The sequence below is a fragment of the Sphingomonas sp. PEI4 genome (assembly GCF_056679955.1).
This window is the reverse complement of record NZ_CM155258.1, coordinates 1388967-1412346: the sequence shown is the minus strand read 5'-3', so window position 1 is coordinate 1412346 and position 23380 is coordinate 1388967. Positions and strand designations below refer to the sequence as shown.

The following is a 23380-nucleotide window of genomic DNA, read 5'->3' as shown; positions in this document are numbered from 1 at the left end:
GGCTGGGTACCCAGAGGAGATACCCCCGATGCCCAGCAAGCAACCCGTTCGGTTCGATCCGTCGGTAGAGACGATCGCGCCCGACGAGCAGGAGACGCTGAAGACGCTGGAGGGGTCTTTCCAGGAGATTCTGGAGACGACGTCGCAGGATTACGGTCACGCCGTGCGTTCGGTCCACGCAAAGGCTCACGGCATCGCACGCGGTACGTTCACCGTGGCCGACAACCTGCCCGCCGAACTCGCCCAGGGCATCTTCGCCCGGCCCGGTACGCATGAGGCGGTAATCCGCATCTCGACCAATGCCGGCGACATCCTCGACGACAGCGTCAGCCTGCCACGCGGTCTCGCGCTCAAGATCCTGGACGTCGAGGGCGCGCGCCTGCCGGGGTCCGAAGGCGACACGACGCAGGACTTCATCATGGTCAACGGCCCGGCCTTCTCCGCACCCGACGCCAAGGCGTTCTCGAAGAACCTCAAGTTGCTGGTCAAGACGACCGATCGGTTCGAGGGCGTGAAAAAGGCGATGTCCGCGACGTTCCGCGTCGTCGAATCCGCGCTGGAAGCGGTCGGGGGACAGTCGGCGACGTTGCAGACGCTCGGCGGTGCCAAGCCCGTCCATCCGCTCGGCGAAACCTATTATTCGCAGACCCCTTTTCGTCACGGCGACTATATCGCGAAGGTCGCGCTGTTTCCCGTTTCGCCCGGTATCACGCGGCTGACCGGCGACACCGTCGACATCACGTCGCGTCCCGACGCGCTGCGTGAGGTCGTGCGCGACGAACTGATCGAGCATGGCGGCACGTGGGAGTTCCGCGTGCAGCTCAACACCGATCTTGAAACGATGCCGATCGAGGACGCCTCCGTCGTCTGGGACGAGGCGGAGAGCCCGTTCGTGACCGTCGCGACGCTCGAAATCCCGCCGCAGCTTTCGTGGGAGCACGGCGTGACGGATCGCACCGACGATGCGCTGTCGTACAGCATCTGGCACGGCATCGCTGCCCACCAGCCGCTCGGCGGCGTCAATCGCGCGCGCAACGAAACGTACAAACAGTCGGCGGGTTTCCGCGGCAATTTCAACGGGTGCCCGATGCACGAACCAACAAAGCTGTCCGAACTTGCTTAAGGCCCGCACGCTCAAACTGTTCCACGTCAGCGACGTGCACTTCGGCGCGGAGGACCCGGCGGCGATCGCCTGGTTCTCCGATCTGGTGACGGAGGAAAAGCCCGACGCGGTCATTATGACCGGCGACCTGACGATGCGCGCGACGAAGGACGAGTTCCAGCGCGGTGGCGACTGGCTGCGCTCGCTCGGCGTCCCCGTCACGCTGGAGGTCGGCAATCACGACATTCCCTATTACTGGGACCCGTTCCGGCGGCTGCTCGCGCCTTACCAGCGCTACGCCGCGGTCGAGCAGATGATCGAGAAGCCGTTGGAGCTTCCCGGCGTCACGGTCGTCCCGCTGAAGACGACGGCACGGGCGCAGTGGCGGTGGAACTGGTCGAAGGGACGCGTGAGCTCGGGATCGCTGAAGCGCGCGCTGGCGATGATCGCGGACGTGCCGAAGGGCAACCTGATCTTCATCGGCGCGCATCATCCGCTGATCGAGGGCGGGACCACCGGCACCGCCAAGACGCGTCATGGCGACGAGGCACTGACCGCGCTTGCCGAGGCCGGCGCACATGCGGTGCTGTCCGGCCACGTCCACGACCCGTTCGACGTGCCGGTCGAACGCGAAGGACGGACTATCCGCATGATCGGTGCGGGCACGTTGTCGAAGCGGACGCGTGGCAGTCCGCCTGCGTTCAACGAGATACGGGTCGACGGGGGGAAGTTCGAGACGCTCGCCCGCACGCTGTCGCCGGAGCCAAAGCATTCGATCACCAGCGATGTCTGAGGCACTGCGTCGCACCCAAACAGACTAGGCCCTCCGTCATCCTGACGAAAGTCAGGACCCAGAGCCAAGTAGGATGTCCTTTGTAACCCTGGGTCCTGACTTTCGTCAGGATGACGGAGGGGGACGGCACGTCTACCGGCCGCCTATCAGTCCGGTGCCTTCCCGGAATTGAACTCGATATCGATCTCCACCCAGCCGCCGAGGATCTGCTTCCCGCCCACCCGCGGGGGACGGACGCGGAACTGCCACGCGGCCTGGCGCATCGCGCGGGCAAGGCCTGACCCTACCGGCGACTCGCTCAACGCGCGGCAGTTCTCGACCTGATAATTCGCGATCATGCGGCAAGCGATCTTCGCCCAGCTGTTCGGCGGCGGGGCGCTCTTCAGATAGCCGTTGAGTTCGGCATCGGCCGGACGGCGATACCATTCGACCTTGTACAACCGCTCGCCACCCGGCCCCTCGCCGGGCCCATAGGCCGAGCCGCTATCCTTGCCCTTGCCCGAACCGCTGCCGCCATCCCCGCCCGCGAGCTGGTCATCGGGATGTGACGGCATCTTCGAAATATCCGCGGCATCGAACATCTCCATCCCGCCGAGCATCTTGATCGGCAACGGCGGCGGCGAATTCGGCGGGGCAGGCGGCGCCTGCGCGGACGCGACCCGCGGTGCGGCGCGCTGCGGCGAACCACCGCTCGCGCGCTTCTGTCGGGTCGGCGACGGCGTGCGCTTTTTGGGTGTGGGGGCGGTCTGGTCCGGGGCGATCTGGAACGTGACCGGATCGCGGCGCTCCTCGGGCTTTACGACGGCCGACGGAGCCAGTCGCAACAGCAGCAGGAGAATGAGGACATGCGCAATGACGGTGAGCACGAACGCGCCACTGCGCCGCCGCGTCGAACCGCGCGTCTCGATCGACGAAGGATGGTACGCCGACCGCATCGGCAGTCCGCCTACCCGCGTGTCGCGTTCTCGGCAACTAACGGTGCGTGGATGACGAAGAGTTCATTTGGTGCCGTGGTCCGATCGCGGGCTTGATCCGTCAGCTGCATACAGCGCGCAGGTAGCGCATACACTCGCCTCGAAAGCGATAGCGTCGTGTCGACCTGTACCAATGATCGACTAGGCAATTTCCGGCCGCGGTGGCGAGTCCGACCAGCCATACTCGTCGGACGATGAGGATCGTTTCGCCGGCCGGCTCGCAGCCCGTAAGCACGCCAAGAATACAACGATCAGGACAAACGGGGCAACGGGCAGACCAAAGTTCAACGCGAGGCCTCTTGCGCCGATGGGTAGCAGATACGCGGAAACGAGAATGGCTTTTTCCCACGGCAGGAAGCCGCGTCGCAGCCCTTCGGTAAGCAACAAAGCAAGGGGGAACGCCAGGATCGTCAAGTCGTAGTCAAAAAAGAAAGGGCTCATCAACGTCGAGGCCGCCGCGCACAGTGCACCGTGGGCCTCCGGTGACGCGCTACGGTGTCGCACTTTGCGACCAAGCGCGAAAGCCGCGCCAATCGCGATCAGCCCCTGTCCCACATATGCAAGCACCACGCCGCCGCCGAGAACTCGGACGGCGGCAAACGCGCTGACCATTTTCCCAGGCTCGACTACGCCTCGCTCCATAATGTCTCGCGCGGTCTGTCCGCCAGAAAGAAACCCAGACCACGCGCCCCGGCCCAGCATAAGCCATGAAAGCGCACAGAATACGAGGGCCGTCACGCCGCCGGAGATCGCGACCCGCCACCGTCCGCTGGCGAGCACGAGCACGGGAATGGCAAAAGCCAGTTGCGGCTTGATCACGAGCAGGCCCAGCAATACGCCAGCGATCCACGGCCGACGATCGAGCAGGTACAGCCCGCCACCGAGTAACGCGGCTGTCAGGAACCCATTCTGACCATGGCCGGCATTGATAAGAACGGCAGGGAAAGCAAGGATCGTGATCGCAGCGCCGCGCTCAGCATCAGGCTGAGCAGCGAGCCAGCGACGCACAACCAGTCCGTAGGCGATGCCCGTGGACGCGATCCAGAGCCCAAGTGAAAGGAAATAAGGCGCCAGACCAAGTGGCAGGCACAGCAACAGATAGGGGGGAGGGTACAGGAAAGAGGACAAACCGGGATCGACCGGCATCGCCCCAAGCTCGACGGCATAGATGCGAGCCAAGTCATAGGCGGCGGCATCATGGCTAAGCGCTAGTCTGGATGCAGACCAGAAGGCGAGGAAATCGGTGCCGAGCGCCTTTCCCATACGATCGATACCCTGGCGCGATGTCAGAATCGTGCCGATAGCTGCGCAGGAAAATACGATAAGCATGATACGGCGATAAGCGGCCAAACGCCTCCTGGTGAGCCACGTCATCTCGCGCACCGCATCCACCGCAGCAGACACTAATCGCAACATCCGAGCCCCGCGATGCTCGGTCGAACTGTAAATCTGCAAACAACTGGGTTCATGCGGGAACGCTAGGAGAAACCAGTTAAACAGCGATTAGCGATCGTGCTAAAATGCCGTCCGAACATGTTCATCGGCGTCGCGGAGCCTTCGTCAACCAACACGGTATGAGGCGCTTCGTACGTCAGTAGCTTCACGCGCTTTGAACGCTGCGCCCTCCACTCGGAACGAAAAAGGCCGCCGCCCGGTATCCCGGACGGCGGCCTTTTCTTTAGTCAGCGCCGAGGCGTCTGACGAAACCGATTACTCGGTCTCGTTCAGATACTCGCCGGCATCCGCGTCGGTGCCGGTGCCCGAGGTGACGACCGCTGCGAGCGGGTCCTCACCAACGCCGCCTGCATCACGCGGGCTACGCGCGAGTTCGGCAGCATGCTCGTCCGCAGCTGACATCGGTGCCACGATCGACACCTCCGCCATCTTGCGCTGCTGGACGCGCATCGCGGCGTCGCGGCTGTTGGCCACGACACGCAGGCGGTTGAGGCCTGCACCGGTGCCTGCCGGGATGAGCCGGCCGACGATTACGTTCTCCTTCAGGCCCATCAGCATGTCCTGCTTACCCTGGACCGCTGCCTCGGTGAGGACGCGGGTGGTCTCCTGGAACGATGCCGCCGAGATGAAGCTGCGGGTTTGCAGCGACGCCTTGGTGATGCCGAGCAGGATGGGCTTGCCCTGTGCGCGGGTCTGCTTCTTCTCTAGCTTCTCGTTGGTCGCGTCCATTTCCTCGCGATCGACCTGCTCGCCTTTCAGCAGCGTCGTGTCGCCGCCGTCGGTGATCTCGACCTTCTGCAGCATCTGACGAACGATCGTCTCGATGTGCTTGTCGTTGATCTTCACGCCCTGGAGACGATAGACCTCCTGGATTTCCGACACGAGATACTCGGCGAGGGGTTCGATGCCCATCGTCTCGAGGATGTCGTGCGGATCGGGCGAGCCGCCGATCAGGTTGTCGCCACGCTTGACGTAATCGCCTTCCTGGACGTCGATGACCTTCGACTTCGGCACCAGATACTCGACGACGTCGCCGCCATCCTCGGGCTGGATGCCGATCTTGCGCTTCGCCTTGTAGTCCTTGCCGAACACCACGCGGCCCGAGATCTTGGCGATGATCGCCGAGTCCTTGGGGATACGGGCCTCGAACAGCTCGGCAACGCGCGGCAGACCACCGGTGATGTCGCGCGTCTTGGCGCTCTCGCGGCTGACACGGGCCACGACGTCGCCGCCGAACACCTGTGCGCCGTCCTCGACCGACAAGGTCGCGCCGATCGCCAGCATGTAACGACCGGTCTCGCCCGACGTCTCGTCGAGCAGGGTCATGCGCGGACGCAGATCCTCCTTCGACTTGGTCGCCGCACGATATTCGATCACGACGCGCTGGGCGATGCCCGTGGCTTCGTCGGTCTGCTCGGTGAGCGTCTTGCCCTCGATCAGGTCGACATACTTGATCGTGCCCGGGTTCTCCGTGATCACCGGCATGGTGAACGGATCCCACTCGGCCATCCGGTCGCCGCGCGACACGATGTGACCATCGTCGAACAGCACGTACGCACCGTAGGGGATACGATCGACCGAGAGCTCGCGGCCGTCCATGTCGACGATCGCGATTTCGCCCGAGCGGCTGAGCACCACGCGACGGCCACGCTGGTCGACGATGATACGCAGATCGCGGAACTGCACCGTACCGTCAGCGTGTGCCTCGAGGTTCGACGTCTCGTTGAGCTGCGCTGCACCACCGATGTGGAACGTACGCATCGTCAGCTGCGTGCCAGGCTCACCGATCGACTGCGCGGCGATGACGCCGACAGCTTCACCGATGTTGACCGGCGTACCGCGGGCGAGATCGCGCCCGTAGCACTTGCCGCACACGCCGATCTTAGATTCGCAGACCAGCGGGCTGCGGATCTTGCACGACTGCGTACCGAGGCCTTCGATCGTCGTGATCATCGGCTCGTCGAGCAGCGTGCCCGACGGGATGACGACCTTGCCGGTCTTCGGATCGACGATGTCCTCCGCGGTCGTACGACCGAGGATGCGCTCGCCGAGCGATGCGATGGTCGAACCACCCTGAAGAATGGCCTTCATCTCCAGAGCGCGGGTCGTGCCGCAATCCGGTTCGATGATGACGCAATCCTGTGACACGTCGACCAGACGACGCGTCAGGTAGCCGGAGTTCGCCGTCTTCAACGCCGTATCCGCGAGGCCCTTACGAGCGCCGTGGGTCGAGTTGAAGTACTCCAGGACGGTCAGGCCTTCCTTGAAGTTCGAGATGATCGGCGTTTCGATGATCTCGCCCGACGGCTTGGCCATCAGGCCGCGCATACCGGCAAGCTGCTTGATCTGCGCCTGCGAACCACGAGCACCCGAATGGGCCATCATGTAGATCGAGTTGATCGGCTTTTCACGGCCGGTTTCCTCGTCGATCTTCACCGAGCGGATCTCGTCCATCATGGCGTTCGCGACCTGGTCGCCGCAACGGCTCCAGGCGTCGATCACCTTGTTGTACTTCTCCTGCTGCGTGATCAGGCCGTCCTGATACTGCTGCTCGAAGTCCTTCACGAGCGCCTTGGTGTCGTCGACCAGACCAACCTTGGCGTCCGGAATGATCATGTCGTCCTTGCCGAACGAGATGCCGGCGCGGAAGGCGTGGCGGAAGCCGAGCGACATGATCGCATCGGCGAACAGCACGGTCTCCTTCTGGCCGGTGTGACGATAGACCTCGTCGATCACGTCGCCCACGTCCTTCTTGGTGAGGAGGCGGTTGACGGTGTCGAACGGCACCTTGTGGCTGTGCGGCAGGCACTCGCCCAGCAGCATGCGACCCGGGGTCGTCTCGTACCGCTTGAGGTACTGCTTGCCCTTCTCGTCGGTCTGCGGAACGCGGCTGATGACCTTGGTGTGCAGCGTGACCGCCTGAGCGTTCAGCGCCTGGTGCACTTCGGCCATGTCACCGAGCAGCATCCCCTGGCCCGGCTCGTTCTCCTTCATCATCGACAGATAATAGAGACCGAGGACCATGTCCTGCGACGGAACGATGATCGGCTTGCCGTTGGCGGGCGACAGGATGTTGTTCGTCGACATCATCAGGACGCGCGCTTCGAGCTGGGCCTCAAGGCTCAGCGGAACGTGCACGGCCATCTGATCGCCGTCGAAATCGGCGTTGAACGCGGAGCAGACCAGCGGGTGAAGCTGGATCGCCTTGCCCTCGATCAATACCGGCTCGAACGCCTGGATGCCGAGACGGTGAAGCGTCGGCGCACGGTTCAGCATGACCGGATGCTCGCGGATCACCTCGTCCAGGATGTCCCAGACTTCCTTGCGCTCCTTCTCGACCCACTTCTTCGCCTGCTTCAGGGTCATCGACAGACCCTTCGCATCGAGACGCGCGTAGATGAACGGCTTGAACAGCTCGAGCGCCATCTTCTTCGGCAGGCCGCACTGGTGCAGCTTCAGCTCAGGCCCGGTCACGATGACCGAACGACCCGAATAGTCGACGCGCTTGCCGAGCAGATTCTGACGGAAGCGGCCCTGCTTGCCCTTGAGCATGTCGGACAGCGACTTCAGCGGACGCTTGTTGGCGCCCGTGATCGTGCGACCGCGGCGACCATTGTCGAACAACGCGTCGACGGCCTCCTGGAGCATGCGCTTCTCGTTGCGGACGATGATGTCCGGCGCGCGAAGCTCCATCAGGCGCTTCAGGCGGTTGTTGCGGTTGATCACGCGGCGATACAGATCGTTCAGATCCGACGTCGCGAAACGACCACCGTCCAGCGGCACCAGCGGGCGCAGCTCGGGCGGGATGACCGGAACGACTTCGAGGATCATCCACTCGGGGCGGTTGCCCGAATCGATGAAGCTCTCGACGACCTTCAGCCGCTTGATGATCTTCTTGGGCTTCAGCTCGGACTTGGTGACCGCCAGCTCTTCGAGCAGCGCGGTACGCTCGCCGACGAGATCGAGCGATTCGAGCATGATGCGGACCGCTTCGGCACCGATACCGGCCGAGAACGCGTCCTCGCCATACTGGTCCTGCGCGTCGAGGAGCTCGTCCTCGGTCATCAGCTGGTACTTTTCGAGCGGGGTCAGGCCCGGCTCGATGACGATGTACGCCTCGAAGTACAGCACCCGCTCGAGCTGCTTCAGCTGCATGTCGAGCAGCAGGCCGATGCGCGACGGCAGCGACTTCAAGAACCAGATGTGCGCGACCGGAGCGGCCAGCTCGATATGGCCCATCCGCTCGCGGCGAACCTTCGAGACGGTAACCTCGACGCCGCACTTCTCGCAGACGATGCCCTTGTACTTCATGCGCTTGTACTTGCCGCACAGGCACTCGTAATCCTTGATCGGACCGAAGATGCGCGCGCAGAACAGGCCGTCACGCTCGGGCTTGAACGTGCGATAGTTGATGGTCTCGGGCTTCTTGATCTCGCCGAACGACCATGAGCGGATCTTGTCCGGGGACGCGATGCCGATCTGGATCTGGTCGAACGTCTCGGTCTTAGCGACCGGATTGGCGAAGGGGGTCATCTCGTTCATGAGCTGTCCTTAGGAAAAATCTTCCCCCCTACCGCTTGCGGGAGGGGGAGGGGCCCAGCCTCTTCAGGCTGGGAGGGGGTGGGCGCCCGGCATCGACATCGCGTTTCGCTGCCGGCCGGGAGCCCACCCTCGGCCCCCTCCCGCAAGCGGAAGGGGGAGGAGTTGAGGCTTACTCCGCCGCGATCTGGATGCCGTCGCTGTCGTAGCCGGGCTCCGACTGCTTCAGGTCCACATTCAGGCCGAGCGAACGCATTTCCTTGACGAGCACGTTGAAGCTCTCCGGGATGCCGGCCTCGAACGTGTCGTCGCCCTTGACGATCGCCTCGTAGACCTTGGTGCGTCCGACAACGTCGTCCGACTTCACCGTCAGCATTTCCTGCAAAGTATACGCCGCGCCGTAGGCCTGGAGTGCCCAGACTTCCATCTCGCCGAAGCGCTGACCACCGAACTGCGCCTTACCACCCAGCGGCTGCTGCGTGACGAGCGAGTACGGCCCGATCGACCGTGCGTGGATCTTGTCGTCGACCAGATGGTGGAGCTTCAGCATGTAGATGTAGCCCACCGTCACCTGGCGATCGAACTGATCGCCGGTGCGGCCGTCGAACAGGTCCGACTGACCCGAGGTGTCGAGGCCCGCCAGCGCCAGCATCGCCGACACGTCGGCTTCGCGGGCACCATCGAACACCGGCGTCGCCATCGGCACGCCGCCCTTCAGGTTCTGGGCCAGCTCGATGATCTCGTCACCCGTACGGGCATCGATCTCTTCGTGGTACTGCTCGCCATACACCGTCTTGAGACGATCGCGGACCGCCTCCGGCATCGCACCCGGCTTGGCGTCCGGATTCTCCTCACGCCACGTCTCGAGCGCCGCCGTGATCGACTGACCCAGGCCACGTGCGGCCCAGCCCAGATGCGTTTCGAAGATCTGACCGACGTTCATGCGCGACGGCACGCCCAGCGGGTTCAGCACGATATCGACCGGCGTACCGTCGGCGAGGAACGGCATGTCCTCCGCCGGCAGGATGCGGCTGATGACGCCCTTGTTGCCGTGACGGCCGGCCATCTTGTCGCCGGGCTGCAGCTTGCGCTTCACCGCGACGAACACCTTGACCATCTTCAGCACGCCCGGCGACAGTTCGTCACCACGCTCCAGCTTTTCGCGACGATCGTGGAACTTGTCCGTGATCAGCTTGGCTGCATCGTCATACTGGATCTTGACCGCTTCGAGATCGCTCTGGACCTTGTCCTCGGCGACCGCGAACTTCCACCACTCGTGGCGGTCGACGCTGTCGAGCAGATCCATGTCGATCACGACGCCCTTCTTGACGCCCTTCGGCGCCGAGGTAGCCGTCTGGCCGAGCAGCATCTCGCGAAGACGCGACCAGGTCGCACGGTTCAGGATCGAACGCTCGTCGTCCGAATCCTTCTTCAAGCGCTCGATCTCCTCGCGCTCGATCGCCATCGCACGCTCGTCCTTGTCGATGCCGTGACGGTTGAAGACGCGAACGTCGACGACCGTACCCGACACGCCCGGCGGCAGGCGAAGCGACGTATCGCGCACGTCGCTGGCCTTCTCGCCGAAGATCGCCCGGAGAAGCTTCTCCTCCGGCGTCATCGGCGATTCACCCTTCGGCGTGATCTTGCCGGCGAGAATATCGCCCGGCTCGACCTCTGCACCGATGTACACGATGCCCGCCTCGTCGAGGTTGCGGAGTGCTTCCTCGCCGACGTTCGGGATGTCGCGCGTGATGTCCTCGGGCCCGAGCTTGGTATCGCGAGCCATCACTTCGAACTCGTCGATATGGATCGACGTGAACACGTCGTCCTTCACGATCCGCTCGGAGATCAGGATCGAATCCTCGTAGTTGTACCCGTTCCACGGCATGAACGCGACGAGGCTGTTGCGACCCAGCGCCAGCTCGCCGAACTCGGTCGACGGGCCGTCAGCGAGCACGTCGCCTGCACGGACCGCATCGCCCACCTTCACCAGCGGACGCTGGTTGATGCAGGTCGACTGGTTCGAGCGCTGGAACTTCATCAGCGTGTAGATGTCGACGCCCGACTTGCCGGCATCGATCTCGCCGGTTGCACGGATCACGATACGCGCCGCGTCGACCTGGTCGACGATGCCCGCACGCTTGGCCGAGATCGCGGCGCCAGAGTCACGCGCAACCGTCTCTTCCATGCCGGTGCCGACGAACGGCGCCTCGGCCTGGACGAGCGGCACAGCCTGACGCTGCATGTTCGAGCCCATCAGTGCACGGTTGGCGTCATCGTTTTCCAGGAACGGAATGAGCGATGCGGCGACCGAGACGAGCTGCTTGGGGCTGACGTCCATCAACGTGATGTTGTCCGGCAGGGCCATCAGGAATTCGCCAGCCTGACGCGACGACACCAGCTCCTCGTTGAAGCGGCCGTCTTCGGTCAGCTCGGCGTTAGCCTGCGCGATCGTGTGCTTGGCCTCTTCCATCGCCGACAGGTACACGACGTCGTCGGTCACCTTGTGGTCGATGACCTTGCGGTACGGCGTCTCGATGAAGCCATACTTGTTCACCCGCGAGAAGCTGGCGAGCGAGTTGATCAGACCGATGTTCGGGCCTTCCGGCGTCTCGATCGGGCAGATACGGCCGTAATGCGTCGGGTGAACGTCGCGGACTTCGAAGCCGGCGCGCTCACGCGTCAGACCACCTGGTCCAAGTGCCGACACGCGACGCTTGTGGGTGACTTCCGACAGCGGGTTGGTCTGATCCATGAACTGCGACAGCTGCGACGAGCCGAAGAATTCGCGGACCGCGGCAACCGCAGGCTTTGCGTTGATCAGGTCGTTCGGCATGACCGTCGAGACATCGACCGACGACATGCGCTCCTTCACGGCACGCTCCATGCGGAGCAGGCCGACGCGGTACTGGTTCTCGAGCAGCTCGCCGACCGAACGGACACGACGGTTACCGAGGTTGTCGATATCGTCGATCTCGCCCTTGCCGTCCTTGAGATTCACGAGCGTCTTGATGACCTCGAGGATGTCCTCGGTGCGCAGCGTCGTCACGGTATCCTCGACGTCGAGGTCGAGACGCATGTTGAGCTTCACGCGACCAACGGCCGACAGGTCGTAGCGATCGGGATCGAAGAACAGGCCCGAGAACAGCGACTCAGCCGTCTCCAGCGTCGGCGGCTCGCCGGGGCGCATCACGCGGTAGATGTCGGACAGCGCCTGCTCGCGCTCTTCGGCCTTGTCGACCTTGAGCGTGTTGCGGATCCACGGACCCGTCGCGACGTGATCGATGTCGAGCAGGTCGAGACGCTCGATGCCTGCCTGGTCGAGCAGTTCGAGGTTCTCGGCGGTCACTTCGTCACCGGCTTCGATGTAGATGCGGCCGGTCGACTCGTCGATCAGGTCGTAGGCCGAATAGCGGCCGAAGATTTCCTCGGTCGGAATCAGCAGGTCGGTGAGGCCGTCCTTGAACGCCTTGTTCGCCGCGCGCGGGCTGATCTTCTGGCCGTTCGGGAACACGACTTCGCCGGTCTTGGCATCGACGATGTCGAACATCGGCTTCTGGCCACGCCAGTTCTCGACCTGGAACGGAACGATCCAGCCACCCTGGCCGCGGACGAACGTCACGCGGTTGTAGAAATAGTTGAGGATCTCTTCCGACGTCATGCCGAGCGCGTAGAGCAGCGCCGTTACTGGCAGCTTACGCTTGCGATCGATGCGGACGTTGACGATGTCCTTCGCGTCGAACTCGAAATCGAGCCACGACCCGCGATACGGAATCACGCGCGCTGCGAACAGATACTTGCCCGAAGCGTGCGTCTTGCCGCGATCGTGATCGAACAGGACGCCCGGCGAGCGGTGCATCTGGCTGACGATGACGCGCTCGGTGCCGTTGATGAAGAACGTGCCGTTCTCGGTCATGAGCGGCATGTCGCCCATGTATACGTCCTGCTCCTTGATATCGATGACCGACTTGGCCTCGGTATCGGGATCGACCTCGAATGCGGTCAAACGGAGAGTGACGCGCATCGGCGCGGCGTAGGTGATGCCACGCTGGCGGCACTCCTCGACGTCGAACTTCGGCGGCTCAAGGACGTAATCGTCGAAATCGAGATAGGCGGTGCCGGCGAAATCCTGGATCGGGAACACGCTGCGCAGCGTCTTCTCCAAGCCCGAAACGTGGCCGATCGACTTGTCGGAGCGCAGGAACTGCTCGTAGCTCTCGCGCTGGACTTCGATCAGGTTCGGCATCTGCACGACTTCGTGGATGTTGCCGAAAACCTTGCGGATACGGCGCTTTGCAGTGCCGTGTTCGATCGCCTTGGATGCCATAGGTTTTATTTCGCCCTATAAAAACTGACGGATCAGTCGTAATTTCGTGCTTGGGAACCCCCAAGCGAGACGCACGTTCACGCAAAAAGGCCGCGCGCATCAGGTGCGGCGGCTCTCAGCGTATGAAACCTCGGTATCCAATACGATCGACACGCTGCGCGACGGCATGTCATTTCCCGGATGCTGTGGTGAGAAACGGATATAGGCGCGCCGCAGCGTCATGTCAAAGGGCAGGCGTTAAACGGTCGTTTCGCACGGAGGCCGCCGCTACCGCCCCCATGACTAAGTATATTTCGTATTTCGAGCGTTATTGGATAACATTTCGTTAGGGAAAAGGGCGGCGTCATGAACGAGAAGATCGCAGCGCGGACAATATCCGACCAGGATCGTGCGAACTGGGCTCGACTGATCGACGATCACGAGAAGATCGCCGGTCAGTGCGCCGACCTCGTCTTGCTGGCCAGACAATCGAGCACCCAGAGCGCGCTCGCCTCGCGCAAGCTGATCGAACTTGCCGTTACAGTCGCCGACCATCTCGACGTCGAGGACGAGGTCATCGATCGCACCGTCGTGGCGATGGAGGCGCATTGCTCGGCCGACACGATCGCGATGATGGAAGAAGATCTCGACAATCTACGGTCGGACTGGAAGGCATTCATCGGCCGCTGGCTTCCCACCATCTCGCCGAAGGATTGGGCGGTGTTCGCGGTACAGGCGGAGTCGATGCTCGATCGGTTGTCGCATCAGGTGAAGCTGGAGACGGAGTTGCTCTACGATCATGCGCTGCGGGACGGTGTGGTGCGGCCGGGTGGGCTAGTGCTGCACTGAGTGGGGGCGATGAATTGATCTGATCCTCCCCCGCCAGGGGGAGGTGGCTGGCTCTTGCCAGACGGAAGGGGAGGTAAGGGAAACCGCTGTTCCGTGTCCTCCCCCTCCGTCACCATCGGCGCCACCTTCCCCTGGCGGGGGAGGATCGAAAGAGCGTTAGCGGCGCTTCTTTTTCGACGGCGCGACCACCACGGGCGCCGCCGGCACCGGCGGCTGCGCCGTAACCTTCACCACCAGCGGCAGCAGGCCCGGATCTGCCGGATACAGTCGCCGAGCCCGCGCAAACACGAACCGAGCCTTCGCCGCCCCAGGGGCACTCTGGCTCGCCCCGACCCAGCGCCAATGCCACGGCTCCCACTTCACATGCTGCTTGTTGCCGCCGGGAAAGCTCTGCTCGAAGCCGAAGCGGGGGGCGTTCGCGCGGAGCCAGCGGGCGGCTGGGGTGGCGGCCATGCACGCCTCCGCGTCGGGGCAGCCATTTGCGGGTCGGACCGCGAAGTCCAAGGCATAGCCGGTGGAGTGTTCGCTATACCCCGGGGGTGCGACAGAGATCGCGCGATCGGCCGGGCTGCTCGTCTCGCCGCGACAGAAGACGCTGCGTTGGCGCGCGATCGACCGCTGGCACGACAAGGCGCGCAGTTGGCCCATCACCGAAGGCTCGCCTTGCGCCGCCGCAAACAGCCGCAACAGATCGGGCAAGATGTCGGCCCGCACCACGCACGGATTGCCCACCGAATAATAGGACGGCAGCGTCACCAGTTCGCTTTCGGAAGCGTCGCCATACGGCAAATGCCCGAACGCGCGACCATCCGGCGCGATCGCCGCGCTCTGCCCTTCGCACAATTGTGCCTCCGCTATGGTCGGGGCGAAGAGGAGCGCAAGGGCCAGCGTGCGGTGCAACATCGACGCGGGCTCTGGCACGCAGGCGCTAATGATGGCAAGGGCGGCGCCATGCATGGTGAACGCGTACTCTTCCTCGACGGCGAGGCCCTGGTGATCGACAAGCCCGCAGGGCTTCCGGTCGATCCGCCCCGCGATGGCTCGCTGAGCCTCGAAAATCATTTGGAAAGCCTGAAGTTCGGCTTCCAGCGCTGGCCCAAGCCCGTGCACCGGCTCGACCGCGACACGAGCGGCTGCCTCCTCCTGTCGCGCAACCCGAAGGCGCATGCCCGGTTGCAGCAGGCGTTCGAGCAGGGTCTCGTCTCGAAGCGTTACATCGCGCTGCTTGACGGCGTGGTCGAGGGTACGTCCGGGTTGATCGAGATGGCACTCGGCAAGGTGAGCACGGCCGAGACCGGCTGGCGGATGGTCGAGGACCCCGACGGCAAGAAGTCCCGTACCAAATGGCGCGTGCTTGAGATCAGGGACGGCCGCTCGCTCGTCGAGTTCCTGCCCGAGACCGGACGCACGCATCAGATTCGCGTTCACGCCGCGAGCGGCCTCGGTGCACCGGTGGTCGGCGACGGTGTGTACGGCAAGGCGGATGGGCTCGGCATGATGCTCCACGCGCAACGCCTGATCGTGCCGCGCGCGGGCAAGCCCGACGTGCTTGCTGAAGCGCCGTTGCCCGAGCGGTTCGCCAAAGCCGGTTTTGCGGACAAGGCGACGCCGACCGCCGACGTCTCTCAGGTTGCCGAAGCAACGACGTCCGACTCCACCGACGACTGAGCGGACCGAGGGGAGGGGCTGATGGTCGCGATCCCGATCACCCGATCGATCTCGATCGACGACAGCGAGCTGATCGAGAGCACGACCCGCTCGGGTGGTCCCGGCGGTCAGCACGTCAACACCACCGACAGCGCGGTGATCCTGCGATTCGACGTCGGTCTTTCGCCGGGTTTGCCGCTTGCGGTGAAAAACCGCATCGCGGTGCTGGCCGGATCGCGGCTAACCCGCGACGGCGTGCTCGTGCTGCGCAGCGAGGGAACGCGGTCGCAACTGCTCAATCGGCAGGAGGTCCGCGAACGCCTCGTCGCGCTGATCAAGGAAGCGACGATCGTCCCGAAAGCCCGCCGCGCGACCAAGCCGTCCAAGGCGGCGAAGGCTCGGCGCGTCGATACGAAGAAGGTGCGCAGCGGGGTGAAAGCGGGGCGGGGGAAGGTGCGCGACGACTAAGCGTTGCATCCGATCTTTCATATATTCCGTCACCCCAGCGAAAGCTGGGGTATCCTTGAGGAATGGACAGCGGTGCCCAACATGGAGACCTCAGCGTTCGCTGGGGTGACGGCGTTTGATCGAAGGCGAGCGTTCCGACGTTGCTCAACCCACCACCGCCGACCAAGGAAGAAGTCATGTACCAGTTCGATATCGCCGCCGGCACCAAGGCCGATCTCTACCGCGACCTGCTCTCGGCGCTCGATGCGTTGACCGCAGACGAGCGTGATCCGATCGCCAACATGGCGAACGCAGCCGCCCTTGTGTGGGAATATCTCCCCGACCTGAACTGGGCAGGATTCTACCGGCTGGTGGAAGGCGAACTCGTGCTCGGGCCGTTCCAGGGCAAGGTCGCCTGCATCCGCATCCCCGTGGGCAAGGGCGTCTGCGGTGCCGCGGCGGCGACGTTGAAGACGCAACTGGTCGAGGACGTCCACGCGTTCCCGGGGCACATCGCCTGCGATGCGGCGAGCCGGTCAGAACTGGTGGTGCCGGTGACCCAGGGCGGAACGCTGATCGCGGTGCTCGATCTCGACAGCCCGGAGCCCGCGCGGTTCGATGCGGAGGACGCGGCAGGCTGCGAGGCGCTCGCGGCAATGCTCGGCCAGCGACTGGCCTAGCGGTCCGACGCGCCCCGTTTCGGGACAGCACGTCTTCTGGCGACTCCTTCGCCCACTTGGTAAGCAACGCACCAACACATCCGGCGTTTGCGCCGGATCGGGTGGCGGAAGCAGGGAGACGGACATGCGGAGGCTTTTGATCGCGAGCGCGGGACTGGCGCTGGCAGGCGGCATGGCAGAGGCGCAGCGGCCAACTCCGGGCGCGAGCTATCCCGCTCCGGGCACCGCAATGCAGGCGCCGATGGCACGCCCGAGCCGCCCCGGCCCGATCGCCGCGCGGACCCCCGTCGTGCAGGCTCCGACGCGACCGGGCCAAGCCCAGCGTGCGTCGCGGTGGGGCAGCAAGATCGGCGGTCGCTGGTGGGGTGGCGCGAATGCCCCGGGCGGCTGGGCCGGTTATCGCCGCCCATACCGCGGTTGGGCGGTGCCGAGCTATTGGAACACGCCGCGTTTCCATGTCGGCGACTGGTCGAATTACGGCCTCGCGCAGCCACCCCAGGGGTATAACTGGGCGCGCTATTACGACGACGCCGTGCTGATCGACTCGCGCGGTTCGATCTACGACACTGCGAGCGATATCGATTGGGATCGCGCGGATGGGGGCGGCCGTGCGACGATAAGCCCCCGCGACTATGCTGCCAACGACTCGGTCTATGCAGGTCCTGACGAGCGTGCATATACCCCGCCGTACCAGGATCGTACCGCGCCGCGCCGTGATAACGGGCTCGGTGGCGCCGCGATCGGTGCAGTGGCCGGCGGCGTTGCGGGCAACGTCATCGGCGGTCGCGGTAACCGTCTCGGTGGAACGCTGATCGGCGCCGGTGCCGGCGCTGCGGCCGGCTATGCGATCGACAAGGGCGAAGACCGCGGCCGCCGCGCACCGCCGCCTTCGGGCTATGGCGCGGGATATGCCGCGCCCGCCTCCGCAGGCGGCTACTCACCACCATCGCCATCCTATGGCGCAGGGGATCAGCAACCGCGCGCGTATACCGTGGAACCGGGTGGCACCTGGACGTCGCCGGACGGCGCAACGACGGTGACGACGACCAGCGGCGGCGGCGCGTATCCGCCTGGCGCGACGACGATTGTCGTGCAGTCCGTGCCGGTTACGACGACGACCACCACAACCGAATATCACGACGCGGCATCCTCTCCGCGGAGGGAATTGCGGCGCCGCCGGTAACTCAGCCGAGCATGCCGGCGTAAGTCTGCGGCGGTTGGGGGAGTACGACGCGCGCGGCAATGCCGCCGCCGACGACCAGAACGAGTGCGCTTGCGCCGGCTATGAGTATATTTTTCGGCGGTGGACGGTCGGCCAGTAGCACGCTCGCCACCGCGGTCGCGAGCATCGGCCACAGGTGATAGCGCAGGTCGGACGCGATACTCAGGACCGCGAAGCTCGCCTCGAGCGCAACCGCGGACACGAGCAGCGCAGTGGCGAGATCGCGGACCGGATCACGCGGACGCGCCAGACTCGCGGCAAGCGCGGTGGCCGCGACGACGATCCACGCGATCGGCCAGCCGAGCGGCGTCTCGACGATCACGGCGGTCAGCGCCTCCCAAGCGCGGGCGGCCGCACCGGGGTTGGCGAGGCCGAGCGTGTTCGGCTCGGACGCGGCGGGCGGCGCTGCGCTCGGCCAGTGGAACGGGACTAGCCAGCGGTTGGTCGAGTTCAGATGCGCGAAGCGATGCCCGGCATAGGCGATCGGATGATGCAGCGCCGCCGACGCCAGCGTGACGTAAAGCGTCGCGGTAGGCAGCGCGCGCAGCCGTGCCATCGCCGTCCCGCAATGCGCGTCGTCGCCGAGCGGATCCCAGAAGAACGCCTTCGCACAGCGCCGGGCGATTACGGTTGTCGCCTCTTCTTCGGTCAAGCCGGTCGTGTCGCTTCCCGGTGCGCGCGCGGCAATTCCGGCGAGATCGTAGAGAGCCTGCGTCGACTCGACTCCGCTGGGTTGCGCGAGGAGGAGTCGGTGGTTCACGATCGGCGCGATGCCGAGCATGACGACCACTGCGATAATGCCGGTGACGAGCTTTGCGACCAGGTGCGTCGGGCGAGGGGCGAGCGTGACGAGCAGGGGAACGACGATGAACACCGCGTTGGCGCGGACCAGCACGGCGTAGGTGAGCAACAGCGCCACCGGAATCCACATCGCGCCGTGCAGGGGGCAACGCGCGAGCCGCCACCAACCGATGATGCCAACCGCCGCGAGCAGCGCACCGACGAGTTGCGCGTCCTTGAGGACGACGCCCTGCCAGCCGAGGAACGGCGGCAGTAGCCCGATCGCGAGGATCGCGGCAGCGCTGCGAGCGCGGCGGGTTCGGGCTAGCGCGGCTGCGATCAGGCCGAGGCCGAGCCAGTAGGTGGTTAGCTGCAGAACCAGCATCGGCGTCGCACCGGGGCCTAGCGGTGCGATCAGCGCCCAGACACGCGCCATCGCGGGCGGGTGCCAATCGTCGTACACGCCCGACAGGACTTGCCGATATTGCGTGACGGTGTCGTACATCGCGGTGCCCGGCCAGAACAGCGCGAGCGAGGCAATGCATAGCGCGGTCGCGGCGATGACAATGTGACGCTGCGTGAGGCGGGCGGCAGGTTCGATCGACATTCGCGGGTCCTGCACCGTTCGCTTTTAGTACCAGGAGGTCCTGAAAGCAGGGACCTCGTGGCTGGCATGATCATTCGATGCGTCAGGAGCGACGATCAAGAGAGATAGGGCCGAAACGGGATATTCTACCCGGATCGGTCGATCGGCCGGGTATCGTAACGCCGTGCCTGACCAGACGATGATGCCTCACTCGGCCCCGTCATCCTGACGAAAGTCAGAATCCAGGGTCACAAAGGGCTGTGGGCGGTACCCTGGGTCCTGACTTTCGTCATGATGACGGAGACGAGCGGTATCGCGCGCGTATCCTCCCCGCCAGGACGCGGTGTCTGGCACTGGCCAGACGGAGGGGGCGGTAAGCGATCATGCCCGCTCCGTGTCCTCCCCCTCCGTCAGGCTCGCCTGCCTCCCCCACTGGCCTGGGAGGATTGAGAGGTCCCCTCAGTAGTGGATCGCTCGGCCGTACGCCGCCAACACGCTCTCGTGCATCATCTCGCTGAGCGTCGGATGGGCGAACACCGTCTCCATCAGTTCGGCCTCGGTCGTCTCCAACTGCCGCGCGACGACATAGCCCTGGATCAACTCGGTTACTTCCGCGCCGACCATGTGCGCGCCGAGCAGTTCGCCGGTCTTCGCGTCGAACACCGTCTTCACGAAACCCTCGGCCTCACCCAAAGCAATGGCCTTGCCGTTGCCGATGAAGGGGAACTTGCCAACCTTCAGCTCGTACCCCGCTTCCTTCGCCTTCGCCTCGGTCATGCCGACCGACGCCACCTGTGGGCGCGAATAGGTGCAGCCGGGGATGTTGGCCTTGTCCATCTGGTGCGGCGAACCACCGGCGATCTTCTCGACCGCGATGATGCCCTCGTGGCTGGCCTTGTGCGCAAGCCAAGGCGCGCCGGTGACGTCGCCGATCGCCCAGATGCCGTCAACGTTGGTGCGGCCATAGCCGTCGGTCTTGATGTGGCCGCGGTCGGTTTCGACGCCGAGCGCCTCCAGCCCGATATTCTCGGTGTTGGGAACGATGCCGATCGCGATGATCGCGTGGCTGAAGGTCTCTTCCGTGACCTTGCCATCCTTTGCCTTGATCTTCGCCGTGATGCCGTTGGTGGACGGTGCGAGACCCTCCAGCCCGGTCTGGGTCAACAGCTTGATACCCTGCTTGGTCAGTGCCTTGTCCATGAACGCGGAGACTTCCTCGTCCTCGACGGGGAGGATGCGCGGCAGCATTTCGACGATCGTCACGTCGGCGCCCATGTCGTTGTAGAAGCTCGCGAACTCGACGCCGATTGCGCCCGAGCCGATCACGAGCAGCTTGGTCGGCATTTCGGTCGGTACCATCGCGTGGCGATAGGTCCAGATCCGCTCGCCGTCGGCCTTGGCGAACGGCAGGTCGCGGGCGCGGGCGCCGGTCGCGACGATGATGTTCTTGGCTTCGAGCTCGACGGTCTTGTCGCCCTGCTTGACGCTGAGCTTGCCCTTGGCGGTCACGGTGCCGACGCCTTCGACGACCGTGACCTTGTTCTTCTTCATCAGGCCCTTGACGCCCGCGTTCAGCTGGCCGGCAACCTTGCGCGAGCGGTCGACGATCTTGGCGAGGTCGAAGCCAACATTGTCCGCCTTCAGGCCGTAGCTCTCTGCGTTCTGCATATAGTGGTAGATTTCGGACGTGCGGAGCAACGCCTTAGTCGGGATGCAACCCCAGTTGAGGCAGATGCCGCCAAGCCGCTCGCGCTCGACGATCGCGACCTTGAGGCCGAGTTGCGACGCGCGGATCGCGGCGACGTAACCGCCGGGGCCGGAACCGAGGATGACGAGGTCGAAAGTATCAGCCACGTGAGAGTCCTTCAGAAAATCAGTTGGTTGCTGCTTAGCTAGAAGCGGGCGGCACGGGCCGCGGTTTGCGATCGTCACCGACCGCCACGAAGATGAAGCGCGCCTGGGTCACCTTGCAGCTGTCATTGCTGTGGCGCGCGCGACGCCAGGCCTCGACTTCGATCGTCATCGACGTGCGACCGACCGCGATCAGGTCTGCGTAGACCGACACTTCGTCACCGACAACGACCGGCATGTGGAACTTCATCGCGTCTGCCGCAATGGTGACGGCGCGGCCGCCGCTACGCCGCGACGCGACCGAGCCGGCGGCAAGATCCATCTGGCCCATCAGCCAGCCGCCGAAAATGTCGCCATAAGGGTTGGCATCTGCGGGCATCGCGGTGACGCGGATCGTCGGGGCTTTATTGGGGGGCAGGTCGGTCACGCTTCACTCCTGCGGGTCTGGCCGCCGTTCTGGGTATCGAGACGGCGGGCGCGGCGCAGCGGCCCCACGCCCATCAGCAGGGTCGCGACCATAGCCGCCGCACCGCACGACCAGATTACGTCCTGCCCGAGCGGGTAGGACCATGCCGCCGCCCAGGTGATCGCCACCGCCGCCACGAGTCCTGCGACGATATGCAGGATCTCAATGGTGGTGCCCGACAGCGACCTGAACCACGACATGAGCTTCATCTCAGGCGAGCATGCCCAGCGGGTTCTCGACGAGATGCTTGAACGCCTTCATGAACTGCGCGCCGTCGGCACCGTCGATCGCGCGGTGATCGAAGCTGCCGGTCGCCGACATGACGGTCGCCACGGTAAGTTCGTCGCCCACCACGAACGGCCGCTTCTCGCCCGCGCCGATCGCGAGGATCATCGCCTGGGGCGGGTTGATGACCGCGTCGAACTGCGTGATGCCGAACATGCCCATGTTGCTGATCGAGGCGGTGCCGCCCTGATATTCCTCGGGCTTCAACTTGCCGTCGCGTGCGCGGGCGGCAAGGTCCTTCATCTGCGTCGAGATCGACGACAGCGACGCGGTGTCGGCACCGACGATGATCGGCGTGATCAGGCCCGACGGCGTGCTCACCGCGACCGAGATGTCGGCGCGCTGGAAGGTGATGAGCTGGTCGGGCGTGAACATCACGTTGCAGGTCGGCACCTGCATGAGTGCGACGGCCTGCGCCTTGATCAGCAGATCGTTGACCGACAGCTTCACGCCGCGCGATTCGAGGCTCTTGTTCAGCTCGCCGCGCAGCTTGAGCAACGCGTCGAGGCGGATGTTCACCGTGAGGTAGATGTGCGGAACGGTCTGCTTCGACTCGGTCAGGCGCCGCGCGATCGTTTTCCGGACGTTGCTGAGCTTGGTCGCCTCATAAGGGATGTCCGGGACGGTCGCGGGCTTTGCAGCGGGCGCCGGAGCAGCGGCGGCGGTCGTCGGCGCTGCTGCTTCGGTCTTCGCAGCAACGGGCGCGGCGCCCGGCTTGGCGCTGTCGACGTCGGCCTTGACGATACGACCCTTCGGCCCCGAACCCGACACTGCGCCGAGATCGATACCCTTGTCGGCGGCGAGGCGACGCGCGAGCGGACTCGCCTTCACACGGTCACCGCTCTCAGCAGGCTTGGCCGCACCGGCGTCGTCCGGCCGGCCATGATCCTCGGCCGAAGCCTCGGTCCGCTCGACCGGCTTGGCCTCGGTCCCGGTCTTGTTCGGATCCGTCGGATCGGATTTGGCTTCCGATTCCTTCGCGGCCGGCTCGGGCGTCTCGCTCTTCGCAGGCGTCGACGAGACGGACGAAGCGTCCTCGCCCTCTTCGGCGATGATCGCGATGACCGTGCCGACCTTCACGTTGTCGGTACCCTCGGCGACGAGGATCTTGACCACGGTGCCTTCGTCGACGGCTTCGAATTCCATCGTTGCCTTGTCGGTTTCGATCTCGGCCATCAGGTCGCCGGATTTCACGACGTCGCCCTCCTTGATCAACCATTTGGCGAGGGTACCCTCCTCCATGGTCGGGGACAGGGCAGGCATCTTGATCTCGATCGACATGGATTTCCCCAGGGCGTGACGTAACGGCATGCCTACTCGCGCCCTCGTCCGCTCGGGTCAACCCCGCCGGACTTGCGTATCGACCCGCCTCGGCCCAATTACCGGCAATAACGGGGG

At 64.6% G+C, this 23380-nt stretch carries 17 protein-coding genes; 7 read left to right on the top strand and 10 right to left on the bottom strand.

What is annotated here, in order from left to right:
• Window positions 1-28 precede the first annotated feature (28 nt).
• Entirely contained in the window at window positions 29-1123 is a 1095-nt protein-coding gene (locus AC1MLZ_RS06330; protein WP_480960898.1) for a catalase family protein, read from the top strand.
• A complete protein-coding gene (locus AC1MLZ_RS06325; protein WP_480960897.1) occupies window positions 1116-1895 on the top strand; it encodes a metallophosphoesterase family protein in 780 nt (259 codons plus the stop codon). The genes AC1MLZ_RS06330 and AC1MLZ_RS06325 overlap by 8 nt, the downstream gene beginning before the upstream one ends.
• 146 nt (window positions 1896-2041) lie before the next feature.
• On the opposite strand, the gene AC1MLZ_RS06320 is transcribed toward AC1MLZ_RS06325, so the two are convergent.
• The 4 genes from AC1MLZ_RS06320 to rpoB form a co-directional block, all read right to left on the bottom strand.
• Window positions 2042-2830: a hypothetical protein gene (locus AC1MLZ_RS06320; protein WP_480960896.1), complete on the bottom strand. Its 789-nt coding sequence runs from the start codon at window positions 2828-2830 to the stop codon at window positions 2042-2044.
• A 180-nt stretch (window positions 2831-3010) separates the two neighbouring features.
• Window positions 3011-4273 carry a glycosyltransferase family 87 protein gene (locus AC1MLZ_RS06315; RefSeq protein WP_480960895.1) on the bottom strand — a complete coding sequence of 421 codons (1263 nt, stop codon included), beginning with the start codon at window positions 4271-4273 and terminating at the stop codon, window positions 3011-3013.
• A 306-nt stretch (window positions 4274-4579) separates the two neighbouring features.
• Window positions 4580-8866, bottom strand: a complete 4287-nt coding sequence (rpoC, locus tag AC1MLZ_RS06310; protein WP_480960894.1) for a DNA-directed RNA polymerase subunit beta' — start codon at window positions 8864-8866, stop codon at window positions 4580-4582.
• A 169-nt stretch (window positions 8867-9035) separates the two neighbouring features.
• Window positions 9036-13190 (bottom strand): DNA-directed RNA polymerase subunit beta, encoded by a 4155-nt coding sequence (gene rpoB, locus AC1MLZ_RS06305; RefSeq protein ID WP_480960893.1) that lies wholly within the window; start codon window positions 13188-13190, stop codon window positions 9036-9038.
• Between the two features lie 345 nt (window positions 13191-13535).
• Between rpoB and AC1MLZ_RS06300 the strand changes: the two genes are divergently transcribed.
• A complete protein-coding gene (locus tag AC1MLZ_RS06300) occupies window positions 13536-14018 on the top strand; it encodes a hemerythrin domain-containing protein (RefSeq protein ID WP_480960892.1) in 483 nt (160 codons plus the stop codon).
• Window positions 14019-14174: 156 nt separating this feature from the next.
• On the opposite strand, the gene AC1MLZ_RS06295 is transcribed toward AC1MLZ_RS06300, so the two are convergent.
• Window positions 14175-14939 carry a M15 family metallopeptidase gene (locus AC1MLZ_RS06295; protein ID WP_480960891.1) on the bottom strand — a complete coding sequence of 255 codons (765 nt, stop codon included), beginning with the start codon at window positions 14937-14939 and terminating at the stop codon, window positions 14175-14177.
• Between the two features lie 30 nt (window positions 14940-14969).
• Here AC1MLZ_RS06295 and AC1MLZ_RS06290 point away from each other — a divergent pair, with 30 nt between their 5' ends.
• The 4 genes from AC1MLZ_RS06290 (at window position 14970) to AC1MLZ_RS06275 (ending at window position 17975) form a co-directional block, all read left to right on the top strand.
• Window positions 14970-15686, top strand: coding sequence for an RluA family pseudouridine synthase (locus tag AC1MLZ_RS06290; protein WP_480960890.1), 717 nt, complete (start codon window positions 14970-14972; stop codon window positions 15684-15686).
• Between the two features lie 21 nt (window positions 15687-15707).
• Entirely contained in the window at window positions 15708-16133 is a 426-nt protein-coding gene (gene arfB, locus AC1MLZ_RS06285) for an alternative ribosome rescue aminoacyl-tRNA hydrolase ArfB (RefSeq protein ID WP_480960889.1), read from the top strand.
• A 176-nt stretch (window positions 16134-16309) separates the two neighbouring features.
• Window positions 16310-16792: a GAF domain-containing protein gene (locus AC1MLZ_RS06280; RefSeq protein WP_480960888.1), complete on the top strand. Its 483-nt coding sequence runs from the start codon at window positions 16310-16312 to the stop codon at window positions 16790-16792.
• Window positions 16793-16916: 124 nt separating this feature from the next.
• Window positions 16917-17975 (top strand): RcnB family protein, encoded by a 1059-nt coding sequence (locus tag AC1MLZ_RS06275; RefSeq protein ID WP_480960887.1) that lies wholly within the window; start codon window positions 16917-16919, stop codon window positions 17973-17975.
• A gap of 1 nt (window position 17976) precedes the next feature.
• Here AC1MLZ_RS06275 and AC1MLZ_RS06270 read toward each other — a convergent pair whose 3' ends face one another.
• The 5 genes from AC1MLZ_RS06270 to AC1MLZ_RS06250 all read right to left on the bottom strand — a co-directional run bounded on the left by AC1MLZ_RS06270 (window position 17977) and on the right by AC1MLZ_RS06250 (window position 23263).
• Window positions 17977-19401 carry a hypothetical protein gene (locus AC1MLZ_RS06270; RefSeq protein ID WP_480960886.1) on the bottom strand — a complete coding sequence of 475 codons (1425 nt, stop codon included), beginning with the start codon at window positions 19399-19401 and terminating at the stop codon, window positions 17977-17979.
• Between the two features lie 438 nt (window positions 19402-19839).
• Window positions 19840-21234, bottom strand: coding sequence for a dihydrolipoyl dehydrogenase (gene lpdA / locus AC1MLZ_RS06265; protein WP_480960885.1), 1395 nt, complete (start codon window positions 21232-21234; stop codon window positions 19840-19842).
• Between the two features lie 34 nt (window positions 21235-21268).
• Entirely contained in the window at window positions 21269-21610 is a 342-nt protein-coding gene (locus AC1MLZ_RS06260; RefSeq protein WP_480961478.1) for an acyl-CoA thioesterase, read from the bottom strand.
• A 44-nt stretch (window positions 21611-21654) separates the two neighbouring features.
• Window positions 21655-21906 carry a hypothetical protein gene (locus AC1MLZ_RS06255; protein WP_480960884.1) on the bottom strand — a complete coding sequence of 84 codons (252 nt, stop codon included), beginning with the start codon at window positions 21904-21906 and terminating at the stop codon, window positions 21655-21657.
• Window position 21907: 1 nt separating this feature from the next.
• Window positions 21908-23263 (bottom strand): pyruvate dehydrogenase complex dihydrolipoamide acetyltransferase, encoded by a 1356-nt coding sequence (locus AC1MLZ_RS06250; RefSeq protein ID WP_480960883.1) that lies wholly within the window; start codon window positions 23261-23263, stop codon window positions 21908-21910.
• Between the last annotated feature and the right edge of the window lie 117 nt (window positions 23264-23380).